Here is a 22,524-nt window from a genome sequence, read left to right as displayed (position 1 = left end):
TTGAAATATACACTTTTGGTTACTATATATATTTCACTATTAGTAACAGCCAATACGGCCTTTTCCCAAACGGAAGAGGCTGTTAATTGGTTAAGCTTCGAACAGCTTAATACAGCACTTCAAGAAGCGCCTAAAAAGGTGTTTATCGATTTTTATGCCGATTGGTGCACGCCGTGCCTAAAGATGCAAAAAGAGGTGTTTACTAATAAAGCTATCGTTAAAGAAATCAACAAAAATTATTATGCAGTTAAAATGAATGTAGAAACCACCGATACAATACATTTCGGAAACCAAGTATTTTTTAACACACGCGCCAAACGTCGCAATCCCATCCATCAAATACCGTTGTTAATGGCGCAGCAAAAAGACAGGCAATTTTCGCTTCCTGCGCTGGTGTTTTTAGATGAAAAATTTAAAGCTCAGGCACGGTATTTCCAATTCCTAAGTACTACGCAGCTTTTAACCATTATTTCGGAATTATAATCCAATTACTATAAAGTAATCAGGTTAAGTTATATAGATAATATCTTTCATTTTTTAGTACCTTCGTAATAATTATTTAGACCAATGAAAAAAATTATAATACTACTTCTAGTTACCGTAACCTTCAACTGTAAAGACAGCAAAAGGGATAATGGCAAACTCAATATTGTTACCACAACAACAATGATCTCCGATCTCGTGCAAAATATTGGAGGCGATAATATTAATTTAGAGGGATTAATGGGTAGTGGTGTCGATCCGCATTTATACAAAGCCAGCGAAGGCGATGTTACAAAATTAGTCAATGCCGATATTATTTTTTATAACGGTTTGCATTTAGAGGGAAAACTAGTAGAGGTTTTCGAAAAAATGGAAAGCGCACACAAAACACCTGTTGCCTTATCTGATGCTATCGATAAAAGAACGCTTATTGGCTCGGAGTATTTTGCTTCAAATTACGATCCACACGTGTGGTTTAACATTGCATACTTCAAATTATTTGCTCAAAAAGTAGCCCGCGTATTATCTGAAAAAGATCCTAAAAACGCCAATAGTTATAAACAAAATGAAACAAAATATTTAGAACAATTAGATATTTTAGAAACGACTATTAAAGCTACTATTGCGACATTACCCCAAGAGAAACGCATTCTAGTAACCGCTCACGATGCTTTTAGTTACTTCGGTAAAAATTACGCTTTCGAGGTGGTAGGATTACAAGGTTTATCTACAGCCACAGAAGCGGGGGTACAAGATGTGCAAGAATTGGCTGCCTTTATTATTGAAAAGGAAGTAAAAGCCGTTTTTATTGAAAGCTCTGTACCAAAACGAACTATTGAAGCGTTACAAGCAGCCGTAAACTCTAAAGGTTATGCTATTGAAATTGGTGGCACACTTTATTCTGATGCTTTAGGTAACAACGGAACCCCTGAAGGCACCTATATTGGAATGTTTGAATACAACGTAAATACCATTGTAAATGCATTAAAATAACTGGAGTTAACTTCTTAAATTATGGCACAAAATATAGCAGTAAAAGTAGACGATTTAACGGTAGCATATAACTACAAACCCGTGCTTTGGGATATTGATTTAGAAATTCCGGAAGGCGTTTTAATGGCTATAGTTGGCCCTAATGGTGCAGGAAAATCGACACTAATAAAATCTATTTTAGGCATTCTTCCTCCTATTGCTGGTAGCGTAACTATTTACGGAAAACCTTACAAAAAGCAGCGTTCGCTTGTGGCATACGTGCCACAAAAAGGAAGTGTGGACTGGGATTTCCCAACCACAGCTTTAGATGTGGTTATGATGGGAACTTATGGTAGTTTAGGCTGGATAAAACGGCCACGACAAAAAGAGAAAAAAGCCGCTTTGGAGGCGTTAGAAAAAGTAGGAATGCTAGCCTTTAAAAGCAGGCAAATAAGTCAGTTGTCCGGCGGACAACAACAGCGTATTTTCTTGGCGCGCGCTCTAGTACAAAATGCATCAATATATTTTATGGACGAGCCTTTTCAAGGCGTAGATGCCACTACAGAAATTGCCATTATTAACATTTTAAAAGAGTTGCGAAAAGCAGGGAAAACCGTTATTGTTGTACACCATGATTTACAAACCGTACCCGAATATTTTGACTGGGTGACGTTTTTAAACGTCAAAAAAATAGCGACCGGTCCCGTAAAAGATATTTTTAACGACGATAACCTCACTAAAACTTACGGTATTAACTACAAAGTTAGTATTCAAGAATAAATATCATCTTTTAATTAATTACAAAACAATGAGTTTAAACGAGTACTTTTCTTTGGTGTTTTCAGATTACACACTAAGAACTATCACCTTAGGAACCGCCATTCTAGGTGCCGTTTGTGGTATGCTCGGTAGCTTTGCTGTTCTTAGAAAACAAAGTTTATTAGGCGATGCTATTTCGCACGCCGCATTACCAGGTATTGCCATCGCTTTTTTAATTACCGGAGCAAAAGACTCTAACACTTTATTATTAGGTGCTTTGGTAAGTGGATTAATTGGTACATTTTGGATTAAAGGAATTACGTCAAAAACACATCTAAAATCAGACACGGCTTTAGGCCTTATATTATCGCTCTTTTTTGGTTTCGGAATGCTGCTTTTAACCTACATACAAAAACAACCCAATGCCAATCAAGCGGGATTAGACAAGTATTTATTTGGGCAGGCAGCCACTTTAGTAGAAAGTGATGTATGGCTAATGGCGGTGGTAACGGGACTGTGCTTATTTGTTATTTTACTGTTTTGGAAAGAATTTAAAATACTCCTTTTCGATCCAGATTATACCAAAACTCTAGGTTTTAACACCAGAATAATCGATATTTTAATCACTTCCTTTATTGTTTTAGCTATCGTTTTAGGCTTACAAACGGTTGGTGTGGTATTAATGAGCGCAATGCTTTTAGCGCCTGCTGCTGCTGCCAGACAATGGACTAACAGCTTAAGCACAATGGTTATTTTAGCCTGTATTTTTGGGGCGCTCTCTGGCGTGTTCGGTACCGCCATTAGCGCCAGCCAAAATAATCTATCTACTGGGCCAGTAATTGTTTTAGTCGCCTCCGTTTTCGTTTTATTTTCATTTATTTTTTCCCCTAGCCGCGGTGTATTGTTTAGACAATTGCGTTTTATTAAAAACCGAAGAGATTTAGAGCAGCATAAAACATTAGCCTTTATGTATCATATTGCAAAAACACACGATAATATTTCACATCCACACACCATTAAAATATTGAATAATTTTCAAGGGTTTACTCGGGGTACACTTCAAAAGTTAGTCAAAAAAAATTACGTTGAACTCGATGGAAATATGTGGAGTTTAACCGACGACGGGTTTAAAAAAGCCTCTAATTTATACAACCAGCAAAACAATGAATAGTGCTCAAATAGAAATACAACTTATAGCCAGTCTTGTCGCTATTGCTTGTGCTATACCAGGCACATTTCTTGTGCTTAGAAAAATGGCTATGATTAGCGATGCCATTAGTCACGCTATTTTACCAGGCCTTGTGGTTGGTTTTTTCATTACACAAGACCTTAACTCGCCACTACTTATTTTGCTTGCTGCATTAACAGGGCTCATCACCGTAATTTTGGTAGAACAAATACAAAAAACAGGGTTAGTAAAAGAAGACACCGCTATTGGGTTAGTGTTCCCAGCGCTGTTTAGTATTGGTGTTCTTTTAATTTCAAAAAATGCCAACGACGTGCATTTGGATATCGATGCTGTCCTGTTGGGAGAATTAGCCTTTGCTCCTTTCGACCGCTTATTTATTGGCGGGACTGATGTTGGTCCGAAATCACTTTGGGTTATTGGCACCATTTTAACCATTACTATCGGCTTATTAATTGCCTTTTTCAAAGAGCTAAAAGTGAGTACTTTCGACGCCGGTTTGTCGGCATCTTTAGGGTTTTCTCCCGTGGTTATTCATTACGGATTAATGTCTGTCGCTTCGGTAACCACCGTTGGTGCTTTCGATGCGGTGGGTGCTATTTTGGTCGTCGCATTAATGATTGCTCCCGCTGCAACAGCTTATTTACTTACTACCGACTTAAAGAGAATGCTTCTGTTATCTATCTTTTTCGGACTGTTTAGTGCTATTGCAGGCTACTGGATGGCGCACGCCCTCGACGCTTCAATCGCAGGATCTATTACCACAATATTAGGTTTGCTATTTTTAATGGTGTATTTATTTGCCCCAAGCAATGGGATCATTGCTGTATTATATAAGGAAAAACAGCAACGCATAGAAGTCTCTTTATTAACCTTTTTACTGCATTTAAAAAACCACTCCGAAAAAAGAGAGCGCCACGTAAACCATTTACGTGAGCATATTAACTGGCAGAAAGTTCGTGCCAAAACGGTTTTAGAATTAGCGTTAAAAAACAATATGATTGTGATTAATAACGACATCGTTTCCCTTACTAAAAAGGGCGACAAATTTACGACACAAGCCATCGATTATATTATTACCAACGAAGACGCGCAAATTGAAGGCATGAAAGATGATTTCTTTTTGTTTAGGGGTTAAAATTAGATGTGATACTGCTTTAATTGCAATGCTTTTATGTGCTTCGGAAGTGACTTTGGGGTATTTATAATTTGTATCTCAATTAATAATCGTGCACTACTCTTTGCTTATTAGTTTTGTTTCCATAGCAATAGTTTTGCGCTATTCGCGATTTGGGAATATTACGAGCACTTAGTGTCGCTTAATAAGAGAAAGAAAAGCTTAAAAAAAACAGATTATAATCTATTAGAAGTTCAGATAAATATTGAGTGAGTACACCAGCCTATAAAAATTTCAAGAGTCTAAAAAATATTCAATCGTAATCGTTGATGACATCGAATATAGTAAGATCATACATTAATAGGAAACCCTTTTACAAATTCAGCTACCTAGGACTCAACCCTCGTAGCATTTTTTTTTAGCGGACTCTAACTCGCGTTAGGGATTGATGTGGAAATCCTTTTTGTGAGGCACGAACCAAAAGATTGCAACGGAAAGCCCGACCCGGTAGGGTAACGCGCAAGTAAATCTTTTAAAGCACCCCTAGAAATGAGCCTATAACAAAGCACTCCTTTACACTACGGAATTGATTTTTATACGGTAAAGACACCAACAAAATAACCCGCTACAACCCGCGTTCTTTTTGAATTTGCTCGTACGCTTTTTGTACTTCCTTAAATTTAGCTTCCGCACCCTTTTTGTGTTCTTCGCCTAAATGTTCCACTTTATCAGGATGATACTTTTTTACTTTTCTTCGGTAGGCTTGTTTTATCTCGTCGGCCGATGCTGCTTTGGTTATTTCAAGAATTTTATAAGCATTATCGCTACTGTTATAAAACATTGCTTTTATGCTGTTATAATCTCTCGAGCTAATATTTAAATAGCCTGCAATGGTTGCTATTTGACGTTCTTCTTCGTCGATAACCATACCGTCTGCCTTCGCAATATTAAATAAGAAATGCAGTAATTGTAAACGCGATGGGTGATCCATCATGCGCTGAATTTGCAAACAGACTTGACGCGTATTTATGGTTTGGTTGTTTATCTCTTTAAACAATTTAAACGCTTTGTTTGCACGTTCTTTACCATACATACCCACAAATTGCGAACGTACGTAATCGAGTTCTCGAGGATCAGAAACCCCATCGGCTTTAATCACAACAGATGCCAAAATAAGTAAGCTCACTTCGAAATCTCCAGAATGTGTTTGCGGGCGTTGTTCTGCGCTATATCCACCAGATTTTCGGTTTGAGGCCTCTCCTTCACTTAAAAAAGGATTGTATTTACCAGATGAAAACGCATCGCCAGCACTTCCTAACGCTAACCCTATTATCGCCCCAATTGGCCCTCCTAAAGCCCAACCTATAGTTGCACCTATCCACTTAAATCCACTCATTACTTAATCTTAAAATTGATTGCCAAATATACTAATAGTAAATTGTTTTTCTTAAAGTTTATGCGTCGTTATTTAATAAAATACACCCCTTAATATACCGTTATTTTGCATTTTAGGTGTTTTTTTATTTGACTATAGTCTGACCTTATGGCACCATAACTGTTATCTGATAAGTAGATATCTTTTTTTGTATAGTTTTTGATTAACTTTGTAGGTATAGAATATTAATAGATAAAAATTAAAAGATATGTATCCAGCAGAATTAGTAAAACCAATGCGTGAGGACTTAACTAAGGTTGGTTTTCAAGAATTACACACAGCAAACGATGTCGATGCTGCCATAGCCAAAGAAGGAACAACTTTAGTGGTTGTAAATTCGGTTTGTGGTTGTGCCGCGGCAAACGCTAGACCTGGTGCTAGTATGAGTTTAAAAAACGACAAACGTCCAGATCAATTAGTAACTGTTTTTGCAGGCGTAGATAAAGAAGCAACAGACAAGGCGAGAGCACATATGGTTCCTTTCCCTCCAAGTTCTCCTTGTATCGCTTTGTTTAAAGACGGTGAATTAGTACATATGTTAGAGCGTCACCATATTGAAGGTCGCCCAGCAGAATTAATTGCATCAAACCTTATGGATGCCTACAACGAGCAATGCTAATTAACAACAATTAGGCGTTACATTTTAACATAAAAAACCACGATTTAATCGTGGTTTTTTTATGCATACTGCCGTTTTTATAGTTACTTTGTTTAATAAAACTAATTGTAATTAATGCGAAAATTATTAGCATACCCCTTAACGATTATTTATTTCCTTTTTTTCGGGTTAACGTTATTCGTATTTCACCCGTTACAATGGGTGTGTCTTAATGTTTTTGGGTATCAAGCACACAAAAAGTGTGTTGATATTTTACAATTTTGTTTATTGCGATGCCTTAATCTTTTAGGGACTACATTTAAGTTTAATAACGACTTTAACCTCCCTACCGATTTACCACTTATTATTGTGTCGAATCATCAAAGTATGTACGATATTTCGCCTATTATGTGGTATTTTAGAAAACACCACGTAAAATTTGTAAGTAAAAAAGAGCTGGGAAAAGGAATTCCTTCAGTATCTTACAATCTACGACACGGTGGGTCGGCATTAATAGACAGAAAAAACCCTAGACAAGCCATTGTTGAAATTAGACGCTTTTCGAAATATATTGAAGACAACAAAAGGGCAGCTGTAATATTTCCTGAAGGCACACGAAGTAAAACCGGTGCTCCTAAACGTTTCCAGACTAAAGGTTTAGAAACTTTAATAAAATACATGCCTAGTGCATTGGTGGTACCGATGACAATTAACAACTCGTGGAAAACTTTACGTTATGGCAAATTCCCAATGGGTATAGGCGCTAACATTAGTTTTACAGTGCACAAACCCTTAAAGGCTAGCGAATTTGAAACTCGCGCCCTTTTAGAGCAGGTTGAAACCGTTATAAAAGAACACATTATTAAATAAAAACAACAAATTATGTCATTAAAAAATGTAAGATTGGAAGTGATGCAGTTTTTGGAAAAAGACGTAGACTCATTAATACAAAAATATTTAATTCCAGCTGAAACCATTTGGCAACCTTCAGATTTTTTACCAAATTCTGAAAGTGACAGCTTTTTTGAGGAAGTTAAAGAAATTAGAGAACTGTCTAAAGAATTACCATACGACTTCTGGGTAGTTCTTGTTGGCGATATGATTACAGAAGAAGCACTACCAACCTACGAATCGTGGTTAATGGATGTTGAGGGCGTAAACCAAGTGGAACGCAACGGATGGGCAAAATGGGTAAGGCACTGGACGGCCGAAGAGAACAGGCACGGTGATGTATTAAACAAATACCTTTACCTTTCTGGTCGTGTCAATATGCGCGAAATTGAAAGAACAACCCAACATCTTATTTCTGATGGCTTTGATATTGGTACCGATAGAGATCCTTACAAAAACTTTGTATATACAAGTTTTCAGGAATTAGCAACTTATGTTTCTCACAATCGTGTAGCGAAATTAGCTAAAGACCAAAGCAATAGACACCTTTCTAAAATGTGTAAAATTATTTCTGGAGACGAAATGAGACATCACCACGCCTATAGTGAATTTGTAGAGCGTATTTTTGCTGTAGACCCAAGCCAAATGATGATTGCTTTTCAATACATGATGAAGCAAAAAATTACTATGCCAGCACATTTCTTAAGAGAATCAGGAGATAAAATGAGTACGGCTTTCGAAGAATTTTCGAACACCGCTCAGCGTATTGGAGTTTACACCGCTTTAGATTATGTTGATATTTTAGAAAAGCTGATTAAACGTTGGGAAATTGAAAAAATTACAGGACTAAATGAAGAAGCCGAAAAAGCGAGGGACTATTTATTGAAATTACCCTCACGAATGCTAAGATTAGCAGGGAGAGTAAAAATTCCTGAAAACTCTTATCAGTTTAAATGGGTAGAACCTGCTAAATTATAGTAATGTCTCAAGACGTTTTAATTAGCAATACAATTGCATTTGTAAAGCGCGAACTTAAAGACGCTGAAGGTGGCCACGATTGGTTTCATATTGAGCGTGTTTATAAAAACGCCTTACTTATTGCGAAACGAGAACAGGTAGACACTTTAGTCGTTGCTCTTGGCGCGTTATTACATGATATTGCCGATAGTAAATTTCATAACGGCGATGAAACCGTAGGGCCCAAAGTAGCACGAGAGTTTTTATTTACCCAAAACACGGACTCTTATATTATTGAGCACGTTATTAAAATAATAGAAAATATTAGCTTTAAAGGCGGAAATACTGCGCAACAGTTTACGTCTTTAGAGTTGGATGTTGTGCAAGATGCCGATCGATTGGATGCCATAGGTGCCATAGGCATTGCGCGTTGTTTTAATTATGGCGGATTTATAAACAGGCCACTGTTTAATCCTGAAATTAAACCGCAGCTAAATATGACAAAAGAAGAGTATAAAAACTCTGAAGCACCAACCATAAATCATTTTTATGAAAAGCTGTTGCTTTTAAAAGATAGAATGAATACCAAAACCGGCACGCAAATCGCTGTTAAAAGACACGATTTTATGCTCTTGTTTTTAGACCAGTTTTATAACGAATGGGATGGTAAAAAATAATGTAACAAAAAAGACGACTGTATAAGTCGTCTTTTTTTTGCGATACATTTAAATAAAGTGTTGTTTTTATAGACTATCGGTTAGTGTTAATTTATTTCAGTTTACTTACTATTTCAAGAGGGGTAGTTTCGTTTTTTATTTGTTAACCGTTTCTCGAGTTTAATCACACATAACGGCCTTTTATATAGTTTGTGGCGTGTTTGTATGCAAGGATTTTCCTGAAGTAAAATTAAAAACTAGCGAGAAAAGTAACTAACATTGATCAAGTTGAAATTTTTATTTTTTATAGGGATTCTGAACATTTCTTGTTTTTTCGGGATTCTAATTAATCCGCTCAATTCCGTTTTCGATTTTTAGCATTTTACTATTGAGCCGAATTCTTATATTGAATTTCTATTTACCTATGGGCAGGTTACTGAAGTATATACAGGGTTACCCGTATTATCTACTGTCAATTTCCAACAGTTCCCATTTGACGAAGTTAGTATTACTCCTCTATTAGAAGTTGGTAAATAAACATCACCATCAGAAGTAATCCTCATAGTTTCTCTCATCGCGGCAGGCCCAGTATATTCATTTTGGAAGACTAGATCTGCTTTATCTACGCCTGTCGCAATATTTGAAATAACGCTTGTTGCTTCAAAAGTTTTTTCGCTATCACGAGATATAAACGTTAAAGTCGCTCTTGAATTAAGTTTAGTAGAGCGATTATCTATCAACAACCCTCCACCCTTTGGATCTTCACTTAATATAGGCAGTTTTCTCGGATTATATTCAGTATCATTCGTGTAAGTAATATGTACATTCGTTCTAGGTTTCCTGTTTCCGATAGGATTATCAAGCATAAACACTCTTCCTTCTGTATAAATGTCTTCTGTATTACTTGTTGAGATTTGATTTGTAGTAACACTTAACCAGTCAGTATCACCACCACCTTGGGATAAAGAGTTTAAATCATACCATTTTACATTACCATTACTATCAGTTATTAATAGTCTATCAAAAGGCTTACCTGTAGCTTGAGACAACCCATCAAATCGTAACGTTCCGTTGGTATGAAATAGAGACGTAGGCGAATTTACACCTATTCCAACCTTTAGAGGCGTAAGATTTAGAGATGAATTATAGGAGATCAAATTATTTGAATTTCCTATCCAACCTTGCGCGTAAATTGTTAAGGAAAGTAATAAAGTAATTGAGGTTAAAATTAGAGTTGCTTTTTTAATTCTAATTTTTTTGCGATCATTGAAATTGATTTGAACTGGCCTTAAATTTTTGGTTTTCATAATTCTTATTTTTTTAAGTTATACAACTTTAGAGTTTGTCCTTAATTAAATTATAAGCGTTTAACTCCTTCGTATTCAAAAATAGAATGATTGTAACCCTTCACAAAGTGCCAATCCATTATCGGTTTGTTTCAATCAATTATCGGTTTCTCTCAGTGAATAGCAGCGTGTATTTACATGGAAAGTTACGTGTTTGTATGCAAGGATTTTCCTAAGGTAAAATTAGAAACTAGCGAGCAAAGTAACTAACATTGATCAAGTTGAAATTGTGATTTTGAACATTTCTCGTTTTTTCGGGGTTCTAATTATTCTGCTAAATGCCATTTTCAATTTTTAGCATTTCAGTGAATCTAGCAAGCGCTTTATTCTAACTTGTTTTTCAATTCCGATGGCGTGAGCAGTTGCACAATTTGATAAATGTAACAGGCAATCTGATTTTTAAAAGCTTGCTTAAATCCGATTTTAAAAAAAAGTTCCAATTGTAATAATAGAGCAAATTGCGAGTAATAACACACTAATTATTATTAAGAAATTTTTTTGATTTTTTATTAAAAATTTTACGTCGATGACTAAAAAAATAATTTGCGCAAAAAGAAATGGTATTGTCAATAGTTCTCTAAAAACACCAATTAAAACAAAATCAATTTCGTAAAAATCAATCAGCCAAATCAGTACAAAGTAAGATACGATTGCAAAATTAGCTATTATCAAGTTTCTACGTGTTATTAATTTGTTCATTCTATTCGATTTTGAGTGCGTTCCGCCAATAAAGTTTGTGGTTAGGCACAACTTATGTTAACTTTAAGTAAATGGTTCATAAATAGAAAGACCGCGCGGATTTTCGTGAATTGGCTAAAAATAGCAATTAGTTTTATAGGGTGTCATAAAGAGTTTTATCCGTCCCAAACCTTGAAATCTTTAACTGTATAATCTTCGTCGAACTCTATGAATAAAGTACCTGTGTTAATCCCAAAACCTGACATTCCTAAATAATAGTAAAATTTATTATTAATTTGATGTAACGGTTCGCCTAACAATTTAAAAACACCTTCTTTAGTTTTGCCTTTCAGCTCGTGTTTTTCTTTTAAGCTCTGTATCCTATTCCACCGCAAAGATAAATCCGATTCACTTTCTGTACAATTTTTCCATTGCTCAGAATTAAATGGTGTATTATCTGAATTATTAGTCGCTAACACTCCAACAGCTATTATCGCTAATACAATTACAAATCTAAGAATTAATTTATTACGCAATTACAATTGAATGATAGAGTAATGGGATTATTATAAAAAATAGTATCGTCAGCGGAATCCAAATTACAATAGGAATTATTGACCAAAGCCATTTCACTTTTTTTGGTAATTCGCTAAACCAAATAAAAATTATTCCTGCAATGAAAAAAATCCAACCAAGAAATATCCCATAAAGTATCGTCGAGATTATTGCTCCAACAATCATCAATATTTTACCAACGAGAGCTAGACCATTATCTTCTTTTGATATTATTTTTGACAGTATTTCTTTCAAGTTATTTACAACTTTCGCGTCTATAGTTTGTGGCGTGGTTAGACAACCCATTTAGTAAATAAAAACTGAATAAAAAATCTGCGAGGATTTGCGTAAATAGATTTTATACAATATTAGTATTCTGTTGTTGATTTCTAATCGGTTATTTCATTTTTTAATTTCACAATATCTGTCAGTTTTTGCATTTCTTTTTTGACGCCTTTTCTAATTATAAAAAAAAGAATTAGTCCAATAACAACATACGAAATATCAATTAAAACTACATTCCAAAATTTCATATATAGACTGAATTCGGGTGTAATCATATAAAACCCGATAGTGTATAAACCAATAATTATAGGCGCAATAACTTGATGAATTGTTTTTCTAAATTGATGAAACTTGATAGCGTTATCTGCTGTTTTTAATGTGGTTTCAAGGATGTTTATTTGTTTTGCCTTATGGATACTTCTTATTTCAATGACAATTCTAAATACCAAACCTAAAATCATTAATCCTGCACCGATCCTGCTCAACATTTCTTTTACTGGTGCTACATAATAAAAGAATATAGAAATAACTATTAATGTCACTAATAAAATTATGATTGTACTATAGTAAAAAAAAACATTCTCTTTTTCTTTAATTTTTATTTTTTTATATAAGTCGTCAAAGTTTGTGGTGGAAAGTTCACTATTTTTTTTAGTACTCTCCCATTTACTTTGTAGTTCTTTAAAATCGCTACTCATCTTTGTTATTTTTTAGAATTTTTTCAAGACGCTTTTTTATTCTGTGAATTTTTACTCTCACGTTTACTGGATTTATTCCAATCACCTCGGCTATACTATCATAATCTTGATTTTCCAAAACCATCATAATTAGTAATCTGTCTATTCTTTTTAATTGTCCAATAGCGTTATAAAGTTTGGGGATATTATCATTTATTGTTTTTTCTGTATCTATAATAGATGTCTGGTTTTCTATTTCTGAACTTGAAAGGCGTCTTACTTTTTTATCTTTTTTAACATAGTGTAAACACGTATTTACAGTTATCCTGTAAATCCAGGTTTTGTAAGATGACGCTCCTCTAAATTTATCTAAATTATTCCATACACTTATAAATATTTCTTGAGACAAATCGCTGGCAGTATCTTTATCTCCTCTAACAAATCCCAAACACATTTGTAAAACCATAGGATGATGTTGGCGATAAATTGTTTCAAAAGCTTCGTTTTTACTATTTCTCATTGATTAAAAAATCATTTACAGTTTTATAAAACCATTCTGGTTGGTCAAACATTAAAAAATGCTTGCTATTTGTAGCCATTATTATTGTTTTGTTAGATAAGTTTGAATATTGGTTTTCATAGTTTTCTCTTGCTATTTTTACATCAGGGAAGGATGCTCCTAATATCAACGTTTCACAAGTCACGGTGCTTAAGCTATTTCTTAAATCGAGTTTTAATAAATCGGTATATCCATAAACCCAAGTGTTCCGGTCTGCTTCTACTATCCAATTTGTTAGACTATTCTTTTTATCCTCATTTAATGTCATGTTTGAAGCCAACATAGTCGCCATTTTTTTGAATTGTTGCGCATCCATTGCAAGCATTTGTTTATTGTATGGACTGTCATAATATAAACTCTCTGCTGGGACATTAGGCATCATTACTTCACGCATACAAGGTAAGGCCTCAACTATTATAATTTTTGAGATTTTACTCGGTAGTGCAGACGCTATTTCTACAGCCAAATTTCCTCCCATACTATGGCCAATTATAATAATATCAGTCATATCATTGTCTTTTATATAATTAATAATGGCGTTTTTGACACTTAAATACCAAGGCATTTTTATGGGAGCGTTACCGTTAAAGCCAGCATAGGAAAAGAGATAAGATTTTCTTTTTAAGCTTAAACTTTCAACCGTTTCTTTCCATATGGAACCAGGTGTTGCAAAACCGGGAAGATATAAAACTGGCTTGCCTTGCCCAACAGTTTCTACTGTAAAAGGTTTAGGGTCTGTTATTTCGATTAGATCTGTTGCTCTATTTAATCCGAAGCTATTTGTTGTGCTAATGGTAATAGCTAATAGAATGGTAATTCTAATTAATTTTAACATAATACTCGTGTTTTTTTAATTGTTTGTACCCCTTTGATTAAAAAAACAGTATTTGTTACACTTTGAAATTATAAAGACCTAAATCTAACAGGTTTTTTATCATAAGAAGATATTTATTAATATATGTGTGCCTATTTCTGTGGTCTTTGAAGAATTATAACCCAATAAAATTTAAATATATTCTAAATAGATACTCCCAAGATAAATTTAATAAAAGAATAAGAGGTATGATTTATGTCAGCTTTTAAGGAAATAAGAAAGGTCATATTTGTAGTCTATTTAATTTTAAAAATATTAAAAAGATGATTTCACCTAAATCAATACACACTTTTCATATTCCAGTAATGGGATTAGCTTATACTATTGATAGTCCCATTCGTGTGGCACAATATGGAATTTCTTCTGTAATATCCATTATTGACGATGAACTTATGGAAAGAATGAATGCGTTTTACAGCAAAAAATTTAATCTCCCCTATCAAGAAATAACAAAAAAAGCACAAGATCATCGTGCCGAACGAATTACTTCCTATTTAAATTTAGTGGATACTATTGTTAAAGAAAAATTCTCGAAATTTAAAACAGAATTGACAGAAAACAAATTGGCTTTAGAAAACTTCATAGCTACCTTGCCAAATAAATCCAGCATTAAAAAAGAGCTTTCTAATGTATTGAATGGAGGTTCTGCACTAAAGGGGAGCATTTTAGACTATTTGGAAAGGCATTTAAAAGCTGGTGATATTGATGTAAATATCATGACAAAAGTTGATAAAGATAATTTTGTTAATGGTGAACAATTACCAGTAGAATTTAACGATGCACATGCTTCACTTCGTGGTTTTGCCAATAGTAATTTAAACTCATCCGTTGTATTATCGGCTGGAATGAACCCAAGATTATACAGTTATTTTGAAAATTTCAATGATTTTTTTCCAGATAGTCAAGGCCAGTTAAAAAAGAAGATTATTCTTAAAGTAAGCGATTATCGTTCGGCTACTATTCAAGGAAAATTTTTAGCCAAAAAAGGGCTTTGGGTTTCGGAATATCGCATCGAATCTGGCTTAAATTGTGGTGGACATGCCTTTGCAACTGAGGGCATTTTATTAGGACCTATTTTAGAAGAATTTAAAAACAAAAAGGCAGAATTAATACAAGACACTCACGATGTTTTTGTAAAAGCATTAAAGCTAAAAGAACGCATTGTTCCAGTCCTACCTTTAGATTTAAAGATTACGGTTCAAGGAGGCGTTGGAACAGCAGATGAGCACGAATTTTTGCTTAAAAACTATCAGGTTGATTCTGTAGGTTGGGGAACCCCCTTTTTATTGGTTCCAGAAGCCACATCTGTAGATAAACAAACTATGGCATTATTAGCAAATGCTAAAGAAAAAGATCTGTATTTAAGTGGTATTTCGCCTTTAGGAATTCCTTTTAACACGATAAAAGGAACTACAAATGAGTACCACAAACAAAAACGTATCGATAACAACAAAGCAGGAAGTTCTTGTCCAAAAAAATATTTGGCATTAAGTAAAGAAATGGGTCCAGAAGGTATTTGTACAGCTTCAAAAAAATATCAAGATGTGAAACTGCAAGAATTAGAAGCTAAAAGATTTGAGGTTTCTTTAAATATGTATGAAAACGCCAAAGCGAAGATAAACGAAAAAGCTTGCCTTTGTGTTGGTTTGGCCAATGCGTCTTATTTAGAAAACGATATTAAAATAAAAGGTCAGGAGCAAGGTGTTGTAATTTGCCCAGGCCCAAATATGGCTTATTTTGATAAGGAAGTATCGCTTTCTAAAATGATGCAACATATTTATGGAAATGAGTCTGTACTTTCACATATAAATCGTCCAAACATGTTTGTCAAAGAATTGAAAATGTATGTCGATTATTTAAAAAATGAAATAGCCACTATATCAGAAGAAGTTACGGCTAGACAAATTAAAAAATGGGACGCTTTTAAAAACAATTTGTTTAATGGAGTTATCTATTATCAAGATTTATTTCTAACGGCTATACCTTCTGAAAACACCAACATTCAAATGGAACTTCAGTTTTATAAGGAACAACTTATAGCAGTGACTATTCCAGAATTGGAATAGGTATAATTATAGGGGTTAATAAAAACGAAAGAGTTAGATCTTATAACGTGCGCAAAATGTTAAGGCTTTTGTTTTGACTTGGTCGAACAAAAAGGGTGACGCAGTGTTTTTAAAATAGGTAAATCATTGGTTAGCAGTTTAGCAAAGGGAGTTTCGCCCTAAGCCTAAATAAAGTTCTTGCCCTCTGAATGACGCGAGCCTTACAGAAAATAAATAGGCACTCTCTGCAATTAATAGTATTCGCTACTATTACTTTTAACTCCGTATTGCCAACGCTGCTGCCTGGCGCGTTCACTATAGATGTCTACTAGACATTTTCTTTACGCTCCGCCCTGTAGCTTTCGACTGGAGGTAGCAACTTCTCGACACCTCTTCAAGGGTTCATTTCGTTCAACTCCTTTATTCGTACCTGCTAATCTCAAAGACTAGATTCTCCTAAACGCTCAATACCACAACTATTAATTGTAGCACCTTTAGGTGGTTTAGAGCCATCGCCTATACAACGACTCTGATGGGACTATCATCATCTTATTTACAGCATTCAACCCTTTATTGCCGTGGTTGATTCTTGCTCACTATGGAAAGTTACGTGTTTGTATGCGAGGATTTTCCGAAGGAAAATCTGAAGCTAGCAAACAAAGCAACTAACATTGGTTAAGCACAAAATAGAAATTTTTTATATACGGTATTGTAAAATCGTATTTATTTCTCCATTACAGTTTCTTTCATTTCATTCGGTGATGGTGGTGGTGGAAGCATATATTTAATTCGATATGTCTCCATTTCTTTAAGATATAATTTAAACATTATTTTCTGATATCGCTCAATATTAAATCCACGATTCCCAAGTCCAGTTGTTCTCAATGTAATTGTGTCTTTTTCTTTTGGATTTATTATTATAAAAAAAGGACTGCTTATCGTTTCTTGGTAATTAATGTCAAAATCAGTCATCATTTTTCCCAAATTCAGAGTATCGTTTTTCAGTTCATAAACGACTTTTTTAAAATGAACAGGCTCGTCGTCCATAACACGTTTTTCTTTTAATTGAAGAAAAACGCTGTCATTTGTTTTCGTGATTTGTAATTGGTCGTATTAGTCCCAAATACACATCGATAAAAGCACTCCGATATTCAGAGTGTCATTATTTTCCATTTTAGTTTCAAATTCAGCGTAATCTTGAGCAACTTTAAAATCCGATATTTTTGATTCAGTTTTTTGTTCGCACCCAAAAATTAGGAATGCAAAAACTAATGTTAATATGCCGAGTTTTTGGTTTTTCATATGTTTGCCAACGGTTGGTATATGAAAAGTACGCCTTTTTATGTAGACTAACTTTTTGGTTGTAATGTTCTTTTACAAATAGTGGGGAGGATTCAAATATAGCGAAAACTCGCGTATTTCTTTATATACATTATTGTGCTTTCGTTATTTTGTTTTAGTATAAAATCAAGCGAGGCTATACCAACAAATATTCTTTAAAATCCTCGTAAGTAGAAATTGTAGTTGCCACTTTATCTTTCCCCATTACAGATTTTAAAAACTGCCATAATTCCTAATCGTGTTATTTTTTACAACTTCTAAATTAGCCCTTTTAAATTTTTTCAAATCCAAAACCATAAATCCCCATTACCGACCCCATCGAAATAAATGCTTCTGGATCTATAATTTTCACCATTTTAAGAATTGATTGAGAATCTTTTTTCTTTGCTAAAAGCATTAAGATCTGTATATCCTTTTGCGAGAAACCATCTTTTGCTTGAAGTTCGGTCATACCTTGGTTATGATTCGTAACAAGTTCGTTTCTTATTTCATCAAACATCTTTGTGAAAATAAAAATCTGAACAGATTGCTTTCTGCCCTCAATCACCAGATCAACACAATAGGCACTTACACTCATTGCTACATAACCATAAACAACTTGCTCAATAGAATTCGTAAGAAAATATGAAGAGGATATAATGATTAAATCCAAAGTCAAAATAAGCTGACCAGGACTATAGTTTCGGTATTTATTAATCATCATTGCAATGATATCAGTACCTCCAGTACTACCTCCTTGAGAAAGAATAATACCCGCACTAGCACCCGCCATTATACCTCCAATTATAGCACTCATAAACCTATCACTCACCAAAGGTTCAGTAATAATAGATTGCAATAGCCATAAAAAGAACGATAACACAAATGTGGCAAATAATGTTTTTATTCCGAAGCCAAAGCCCAGAACCCTCAAAGCAGCAATAATTAATAAACCATTTATAATAAAAACGGAATACCCTACTTTAAAACCCGTCGCAAAATAAATAATGGTTCCGATTCCACTTACTCCTCCTCCAACAATTTCTGATGGAATTAGAAAACCGGTCCAAGCTAGGGCATTTATAAAAAGTCCAAGCGCTATAATAAAATAGGACTTAAACTGCTTGGAGAAATTTAGAAGACTTATCATACTATAAAGTTTAAATTATTACCCATTTGTGGATTTATTTTCGGGTGAAAAGAGAGTTTATTTCAACAAATACGATTTAAAATCCTCGTAAGTAGAAATTGTAGTTGCCACTTTAACTTTCCCCATTACAGATTGAATTTGTTGTGGTAAGGCTTGTTTTGTTTTGATAACCTCTTCAACAACATCTAAAAATTTGGCTGGATGCGCCGTTTCTAAAAACACACAATGCGCATTTGGATTCTTTTCTAAATAAGATTTGCAACCTAAATAGCCAACCGCTCCGTGTGGATCTGCAACATAATTATGATTGCTATAAATTTCTAACATAGCTACTTTAGTTTCATCATCAGAAAAACTAAACGAAGACACATTATCTTTTAAGGTTTCAAATTTATTTTTATAGATTTCTTGAATGCGAATAAAGTTACTTGGATCTCCAACATCCATAGCGTTACTAATGGTTTGCACCGATGGTTTCGGATTATATAACTGTGTCTTTAAATACTCTGTCACGACGTTGTTTTCGTTATTTGATGCTATAAAATGTTTAATTGGTACCCCTAATTGTTGTGCCATCATACCTGCGCACACATTTCCGAAATTTCCACTTGGTACCGAAAAGACAATGTCTTCATAGGTATTATGCAATTTTTTGTAAGCAAACATAAAGTAAAACAATTGCGGTAACCAACGTGCCACATTTATAGAATTAGCAGAGGTTAATTGCATTTTGCTCGTAAGATTTTCGTCTAAAAAAGCAGTTTTAACCATGGCTTGACAATCATCGAAAGTGCCGTTAACTTCTAAGGTGCTAATGTTTTGCCCGAGGGTAGTTAATTGCTTTTCTTGAATATCACTCACTTTTCCGCTAGGGTAGAGTATTACCACATGCACACCTTTAACGCCTAAGAAACCATTGGCTACAGCAGCACCCGTATCACCAGATGTTGCTACTAGCACAGTAACTTCATTGGTGTTGTTCTGATTAAAATAACCTAAACAACGTGCCATAAAACGAGCGCCCACATCTTTAAAAGCCATAGTTGGTCCATGAAAGAGCTCTAATATTGAAATGTTATTATTCAACTCCACCATAGGGAAATCAAATGATAGCGTTTCTTCTATAATGGTTTTTAAAATATCCTCTGGAATTTCTGGTGATACAAATTGCTTAATAGCTTCAAAGGCAATTTCAGAATGAGATAAATTATCGATTTTATCGAAAAATGCTTTAGGCAAAGGCGTAATGTATTCAGGGAAATATAAGCCTTTATCTGGTGCTAATCCTTTTATAACGGCATCTTTAAAAGATACGTTTGGTGCTTTCTTATTTAAACTGTAGTAATTCATTATATTATTGTTTTGTTACGAATTCATTAGTATTAAGTGCTTTACGAATGTAATGAAGCGTGATATTTTTTTAATTTGCAATGACATTTACCTATAGAACCTTAATCCCTTCTGTATTAATTCTTGAGACGTAAATATCAAATTCAATCCCAGTTTTTGAATACACTTTTTCTATTGCATCTCTCACATTGTTAGCTGCTTTAATTCCTTCGCATAAAGAAAAAACCGAAGGTCCAGAACCTGAAATTCCAGAGCCTAAAGCTCCTGCGTTTAGTGCTTCATTTTTAACCTCGTAGTAATGCGGAATCAATTTACTTCTATATGGTTCTATAATTACATCGTGTAGCGATTTTTGCATCAATTCGTAATTATCAGTATGTAAGCTATGAATCAAACTTCCAAAATTTGCCCACTGTGTAATCGCATCTTGAAGCTTTACTTCTTTTGGAAGAATAGCTCTAGATTCAGATGTTTTAATTTCTATTTGTGGGTAAATAATGGTGGCATATAAATTAGGTGGCGACGGTATTTGTAAGATCTCTAAAGGCGATAGGCTTTTAACTAAAGTAAAGCCTCCAAACACGGCAGGTGCTAAATTATCTGCATGTTCACATTTACTTGCTAAAGCTTCACCTTTAATGGCAAATTGTGTTAATTCGGTTTTACTAAACGGTCTTCCTAAAAGCTCGTTCATTCCAAAAACACTACCAACAGCACTGGCTGCACTACTACCAATACCGCTTCCAGGTTTAATGTTTTTGTGGATTTCAATTTCAAATCCAAAATCAGGTTTAACAGCGTCATACATAGCTAGAGCAGAAACTCCAGCAACATTTAATTGGCTTTCAAAGGGCAAATCGAATCCTTCGATTTTAGTAATTTTAACGCCTTTTTTATCGACTTTTCTAATTACCATCTCATCACCGACACTATCTAAGCAAAAGCCTAACACGTCGAACCCGCAGGCTACATTAGCGACAGTCGCTGGTGAAAATATTTTTATTTCATTCATATTCATTTGGAACTGTAGTAAACGTGTGTTTAATTCTGTATTATAAAGTATATTTGTACAAAATTACGGTTAAAGGCATATATGTCAAATAATATTTGACATTATTATGTATAAACCAAAAATTATTCGTTTGAAATATGAGAAATGAACTAGACTCGAAAGATATTCAGATTTTAAGCCTATTGCTGAATAATGCACGGCTATCAAATAAAGAGATTGCTGCAAAGATTGAAATTGCACAGTCTAGCACACACGATAGAATTAAGAAATTAACCCAGAAAGGATATTTGAAGGGAGCATTTGCCCAAATTGATCAAAAAAAACTAGGTCTTAATATTGAGGTAATTCTAGCAATTAAGCTGAACAAGCAACACCGTGCAATAATTGCAGATTTCATAGAGAAGGCATCTCAATTACCTGGCGTTATTCAATTATTTCATATGGCAGGAAACAGTGATTTTATTTTACACGTAGCAGTAAAAGACTCTGATGAGTTAAGGGGCTTTATTCTCGATAGACTATCTACTTTAGATTATATACAAAGTACCGAAACTACTATGGTTTTGCACAATGAGAGGGTGAATAATATTCTATAATATTTTGATTAAAGTCTTAGTTTTTAGAGCTTAATGAGATTCAAAAGAAAGTTAACTTTGATTGCCAGTTTTAATGAAGCACAACGGTCGTGTAATCGAGTAGGCAAAGGGAATTTCACCCCAAACCTCTCACAGAACCGTGCTTGAAAGTCTTCCCTCACACGGCTCTTCTAATTTGCAACAAATATAAGCTCATCCTTTTTCAAGTTGGCAAACTGTATTCCAAATTAGCTAACCCCTTCGTTCCATTTCCATTACAGAAATCTCATCACTACTACGGGTTAATCTGCCACTACATACCCTATCGGTATTTTGCCTCTAGGTTGTGCCTATTGCGCATTTCCCTTAACATTTGTATGCAGCTTCCCAAGTTCCGTAAATAAGCCTGAATAAAGTTCTGGCCATCTGATTGACGCCAGCCTTACAGAAAATAAATAGGCACTCTCTGTAATTAATAGTATTCGCTACTATTACTTTTAACTCCGTATGGCCACCCACGCCAGCTGGCGCGTTCGCTATAAATGTCCACTGGACATTTTCTTTACGCTCCGCCCTGTAGCTTTCGACTGGAGGTAGCAACTTCTCGACACCTCTTCAATGGTTCACTTTCGTTCAACTCCTTTATTCGTACCTGCTAATCTCAAGGACTAGATTCTCCTAAACGCTCAATACCACAACTATTAATTGCAGCACCTTTAGGTGGTTTAGAGCCATCGACTATACAACGACTCTGATGGACCTACCATCATCTTATTTACAGCATTCAACCCTTTATTGCCGTGGTTGATTCTTGGCACACTATGATTTCGTTGCGTTTTTAAGCACTAAAGTTAGCAAATAAATCACAGATAGAAAGTCCGCGAGGACTTTCGTAAGTAGGCTATAACTAGCAATGAATTATACACGCGGAGACTATGATCTCGTCAACATTGAAAACCCCCTCTCTTTTTCTACACAGATTTCGTACAGTTCTATGAGGCTTTTAGACCTCGATTTCAAGTCGTTGAAACTCGCGTAGTCGTC

General features: G+C 34.6%; 23 protein-coding genes. 11 read left to right on the top strand and 12 right to left on the bottom strand.

From position 1 onward, the window contains the following. The 5 genes from ES676_RS13880 to ES676_RS13860 all read left to right on the top strand — a co-directional run bounded on the left by ES676_RS13880 (position 1) and on the right by ES676_RS13860 (position 4,538). Positions 1 to 483, top strand: a complete 483-nt coding sequence (locus ES676_RS13880; RefSeq protein ID WP_246124565.1) for a thioredoxin family protein — start codon at positions 1 to 3, stop codon at positions 481 to 483. Positions 484 to 567: 84 nt separating this feature from the next. Beyond that, positions 568 to 1,476 carry a metal ABC transporter solute-binding protein, Zn/Mn family gene (locus ES676_RS13875; protein ID WP_148370929.1) on the top strand — a complete coding sequence of 303 codons (909 nt, stop codon included), beginning with the start codon at positions 568 to 570 and terminating at the stop codon, positions 1,474 to 1,476. Between the two features lie 21 nt (positions 1,477 to 1,497). Next, complete coding sequence (locus ES676_RS13870) at positions 1,498 to 2,235, top strand: metal ABC transporter ATP-binding protein (RefSeq protein WP_148370928.1); 738 nt, start codon at positions 1,498 to 1,500, stop codon at positions 2,233 to 2,235. A 28-nt stretch (positions 2,236 to 2,263) separates the two neighbouring features. Next, on the top strand, positions 2,264 to 3,385 hold the full coding sequence (locus tag ES676_RS13865) for a metal ABC transporter permease (protein ID WP_148370927.1): 1,122 nt from the start codon (positions 2,264 to 2,266) through the stop codon (positions 3,383 to 3,385). Beyond that, positions 3,378 to 4,538, top strand: coding sequence for a metal ABC transporter permease (locus ES676_RS13860; protein WP_148370926.1), 1,161 nt, complete (start codon positions 3,378 to 3,380; stop codon positions 4,536 to 4,538). The genes ES676_RS13865 and ES676_RS13860 overlap by 8 nt, the downstream gene beginning before the upstream one ends. A 604-nt stretch (positions 4,539 to 5,142) precedes the next feature. Here the strand turns inward: ES676_RS13860 and ES676_RS13855 are convergent. Then, positions 5,143 to 5,913, bottom strand: a complete 771-nt coding sequence (locus tag ES676_RS13855) for a tellurite resistance TerB family protein (RefSeq protein WP_148370925.1) — start codon at positions 5,911 to 5,913, stop codon at positions 5,143 to 5,145. A 247-nt stretch (positions 5,914 to 6,160) separates the two neighbouring features. On the opposite strand from ES676_RS13855, the gene ES676_RS13850 reads away from it, so the two are divergent. The 4 genes from ES676_RS13850 (at position 6,161) to ES676_RS13835 (ending at position 9,075) form a co-directional block, all read left to right on the top strand. Beyond that, a complete protein-coding gene (locus ES676_RS13850) occupies positions 6,161 to 6,571 on the top strand; it encodes a BrxA/BrxB family bacilliredoxin (protein WP_148370924.1) in 411 nt (136 codons plus the stop codon). Positions 6,572 to 6,685: 114 nt separating this feature from the next. Then, positions 6,686 to 7,420 carry a lysophospholipid acyltransferase family protein gene (locus ES676_RS13845; protein ID WP_148370923.1) on the top strand — a complete coding sequence of 245 codons (735 nt, stop codon included), beginning with the start codon at positions 6,686 to 6,688 and terminating at the stop codon, positions 7,418 to 7,420. A 12-nt stretch (positions 7,421 to 7,432) separates the two neighbouring features. Beyond that, on the top strand, positions 7,433 to 8,419 hold the full coding sequence (locus ES676_RS13840; RefSeq protein WP_148370922.1) for an acyl-ACP desaturase: 987 nt from the start codon (positions 7,433 to 7,435) through the stop codon (positions 8,417 to 8,419). Positions 8,420 to 8,421: 2 nt separating this feature from the next. After that, a complete protein-coding gene (locus tag ES676_RS13835; RefSeq protein ID WP_148370921.1) occupies positions 8,422 to 9,075 on the top strand; it encodes an HD domain-containing protein in 654 nt (217 codons plus the stop codon). A 401-nt stretch (positions 9,076 to 9,476) separates the two neighbouring features. On the opposite strand, the gene ES676_RS13830 is transcribed toward ES676_RS13835, so the two are convergent. The 6 genes from ES676_RS13830 to ES676_RS13805 all read right to left on the bottom strand — a co-directional run bounded on the left by ES676_RS13830 (position 9,477) and on the right by ES676_RS13805 (position 13,989). After that, a complete protein-coding gene (locus ES676_RS13830; RefSeq protein ID WP_148370920.1) occupies positions 9,477 to 10,361 on the bottom strand; it encodes a hypothetical protein in 885 nt (294 codons plus the stop codon). A gap of 462 nt (positions 10,362 to 10,823) precedes the next feature. After that, on the bottom strand, positions 10,824 to 11,099 hold the full coding sequence (locus tag ES676_RS13825) for a hypothetical protein (RefSeq protein ID WP_148370919.1): 276 nt from the start codon (positions 11,097 to 11,099) through the stop codon (positions 10,824 to 10,826). A gap of 155 nt (positions 11,100 to 11,254) precedes the next feature. Next, positions 11,255 to 11,614, bottom strand: a complete 360-nt coding sequence (locus ES676_RS13820; RefSeq protein ID WP_148370918.1) for a hypothetical protein — start codon at positions 11,612 to 11,614, stop codon at positions 11,255 to 11,257. A gap of 408 nt (positions 11,615 to 12,022) precedes the next feature. Beyond that, a complete protein-coding gene (locus ES676_RS13815) occupies positions 12,023 to 12,616 on the bottom strand; it encodes a hypothetical protein (RefSeq protein WP_148370917.1) in 594 nt (197 codons plus the stop codon). Continuing rightward, a complete protein-coding gene (locus tag ES676_RS13810) occupies positions 12,609 to 13,115 on the bottom strand; it encodes an RNA polymerase sigma factor (protein ID WP_148370916.1) in 507 nt (168 codons plus the stop codon). Before ES676_RS13810 ends, ES676_RS13815 begins: the two co-directional genes overlap by 8 nt. Further along, positions 13,105 to 13,989, bottom strand: a complete 885-nt coding sequence (locus ES676_RS13805) for an alpha/beta fold hydrolase (RefSeq protein ID WP_148370915.1) — start codon at positions 13,987 to 13,989, stop codon at positions 13,105 to 13,107. The genes ES676_RS13810 and ES676_RS13805 overlap by 11 nt, the downstream gene beginning before the upstream one ends. A 302-nt stretch (positions 13,990 to 14,291) precedes the next feature. Between ES676_RS13805 and ES676_RS13800 the strand changes: the two genes are divergently transcribed. Beyond that, on the top strand, positions 14,292 to 16,094 hold the full coding sequence (locus ES676_RS13800; RefSeq protein WP_148370914.1) for a hypothetical protein: 1,803 nt from the start codon (positions 14,292 to 14,294) through the stop codon (positions 16,092 to 16,094). 702 nt (positions 16,095 to 16,796) lie between these two features. On the opposite strand, the gene ES676_RS13795 is transcribed toward ES676_RS13800, so the two are convergent. From ES676_RS13795 to ES676_RS13775, 5 genes are all read right to left on the bottom strand, one after another. Further along, positions 16,797 to 17,120 (bottom strand): hypothetical protein, encoded by a 324-nt coding sequence (locus ES676_RS13795; protein ID WP_148370913.1) that lies wholly within the window; start codon positions 17,118 to 17,120, stop codon positions 16,797 to 16,799. A 66-nt stretch (positions 17,121 to 17,186) separates the two neighbouring features. Further along, entirely contained in the window at positions 17,187 to 17,375 is a 189-nt protein-coding gene (locus ES676_RS13790; RefSeq protein ID WP_148370912.1) for a hypothetical protein, read from the bottom strand. 310 nt (positions 17,376 to 17,685) lie between these two features. Then, complete coding sequence (locus ES676_RS13785) at positions 17,686 to 18,543, bottom strand: YitT family protein (protein ID WP_148370911.1); 858 nt, start codon at positions 18,541 to 18,543, stop codon at positions 17,686 to 17,688. A 57-nt stretch (positions 18,544 to 18,600) separates the two neighbouring features. Further along, positions 18,601 to 19,893 carry a threonine synthase gene (gene thrC / locus ES676_RS13780; RefSeq protein ID WP_148370910.1) on the bottom strand — a complete coding sequence of 431 codons (1,293 nt, stop codon included), beginning with the start codon at positions 19,891 to 19,893 and terminating at the stop codon, positions 18,601 to 18,603. A gap of 91 nt (positions 19,894 to 19,984) precedes the next feature. Next, on the bottom strand, positions 19,985 to 20,905 hold the full coding sequence (locus ES676_RS13775; protein WP_215731655.1) for a homoserine kinase: 921 nt from the start codon (positions 20,903 to 20,905) through the stop codon (positions 19,985 to 19,987). Positions 20,906 to 21,042: 137 nt separating this feature from the next. Here ES676_RS13775 and ES676_RS13770 point away from each other — a divergent pair, with 137 nt between their 5' ends. Then, entirely contained in the window at positions 21,043 to 21,501 is a 459-nt protein-coding gene (locus ES676_RS13770; RefSeq protein WP_148370908.1) for an Lrp/AsnC family transcriptional regulator, read from the top strand. Positions 21,502 to 22,524: the final 1,023 nt, after the last annotated feature.

Source organism: Bizionia saleffrena (genome assembly GCF_008086175.1).
Taxonomy (GTDB): domain Bacteria; phylum Bacteroidota; class Bacteroidia; order Flavobacteriales; family Flavobacteriaceae; genus Bizionia; species Bizionia saleffrena.
This window is presented reverse-complemented; position numbering and strand designations above follow the sequence as displayed.

What these genes read in the sequence shown, in the direction of transcription:
- ES676_RS13875 (WP_148370929.1), top strand. Translation starts at nt 568, where the DNA reads ATGAAAAAAATTATAATACTACTTCTAGTTACCGTAACCTTCAACTGT.
- ES676_RS13870 (WP_148370928.1), top strand. Translation starts at nt 1,498, where the DNA reads ATGGCACAAAATATAGCAGTAAAAGTAGACGATTTAACGGTAGCATAT.
- ES676_RS13865 (WP_148370927.1), top strand. Translation starts at nt 2,264, where the DNA reads ATGAGTTTAAACGAGTACTTTTCTTTGGTGTTTTCAGATTACACACTA.
- ES676_RS13860 (WP_148370926.1), top strand. Translation starts at nt 3,378, where the DNA reads ATGAATAGTGCTCAAATAGAAATACAACTTATAGCCAGTCTTGTCGCT.
- ES676_RS13855 (WP_148370925.1), bottom strand. Translation starts at nt 5,913, where the DNA reads ATGAGTGGATTTAAGTGGATAGGTGCAACTATAGGTTGGGCTTTAGGA.
- ES676_RS13850 (WP_148370924.1), top strand. Translation starts at nt 6,161, where the DNA reads ATGTATCCAGCAGAATTAGTAAAACCAATGCGTGAGGACTTAACTAAG.
- ES676_RS13845 (WP_148370923.1), top strand. Translation starts at nt 6,686, where the DNA reads ATGCGAAAATTATTAGCATACCCCTTAACGATTATTTATTTCCTTTTT.
- ES676_RS13840 (WP_148370922.1), top strand. Translation starts at nt 7,433, where the DNA reads ATGTCATTAAAAAATGTAAGATTGGAAGTGATGCAGTTTTTGGAAAAA.
- ES676_RS13835 (WP_148370921.1), top strand. Translation starts at nt 8,422, where the DNA reads ATGTCTCAAGACGTTTTAATTAGCAATACAATTGCATTTGTAAAGCGC.
- ES676_RS13830 (WP_148370920.1), bottom strand. Translation starts at nt 10,361, where the DNA reads ATGAAAACCAAAAATTTAAGGCCAGTTCAAATCAATTTCAATGATCGC.
- ES676_RS13825 (WP_148370919.1), bottom strand. Translation starts at nt 11,099, where the DNA reads ATGAACAAATTAATAACACGTAGAAACTTGATAATAGCTAATTTTGCA.
- ES676_RS13815 (WP_148370917.1), bottom strand. Translation starts at nt 12,616, where the DNA reads ATGAGTAGCGATTTTAAAGAACTACAAAGTAAATGGGAGAGTACTAAA.
- ES676_RS13810 (WP_148370916.1), bottom strand. Translation starts at nt 13,115, where the DNA reads ATGAGAAATAGTAAAAACGAAGCTTTTGAAACAATTTATCGCCAACAT.
- ES676_RS13805 (WP_148370915.1), bottom strand. Translation starts at nt 13,989, where the DNA reads ATGTTAAAATTAATTAGAATTACCATTCTATTAGCTATTACCATTAGC.
- ES676_RS13800 (WP_148370914.1), top strand. Translation starts at nt 14,292, where the DNA reads ATGATTTCACCTAAATCAATACACACTTTTCATATTCCAGTAATGGGA.
- ES676_RS13795 (WP_148370913.1), bottom strand. Translation starts at nt 17,120, where the DNA reads ATGGACGACGAGCCTGTTCATTTTAAAAAAGTCGTTTATGAACTGAAA.
- ES676_RS13790 (WP_148370912.1), bottom strand. Translation starts at nt 17,375, where the DNA reads ATGAAAAACCAAAAACTCGGCATATTAACATTAGTTTTTGCATTCCTA.
- ES676_RS13785 (WP_148370911.1), bottom strand. Translation starts at nt 18,543, where the DNA reads ATGATAAGTCTTCTAAATTTCTCCAAGCAGTTTAAGTCCTATTTTATT.
- thrC (WP_148370910.1), bottom strand. Translation starts at nt 19,893, where the DNA reads ATGAATTACTACAGTTTAAATAAGAAAGCACCAAACGTATCTTTTAAA.
- ES676_RS13775 (WP_215731655.1), bottom strand. Translation starts at nt 20,905, where the DNA reads ATGAATGAAATAAAAATATTTTCACCAGCGACTGTCGCTAATGTAGCC.
- ES676_RS13770 (WP_148370908.1), top strand. Translation starts at nt 21,043, where the DNA reads ATGAGAAATGAACTAGACTCGAAAGATATTCAGATTTTAAGCCTATTG.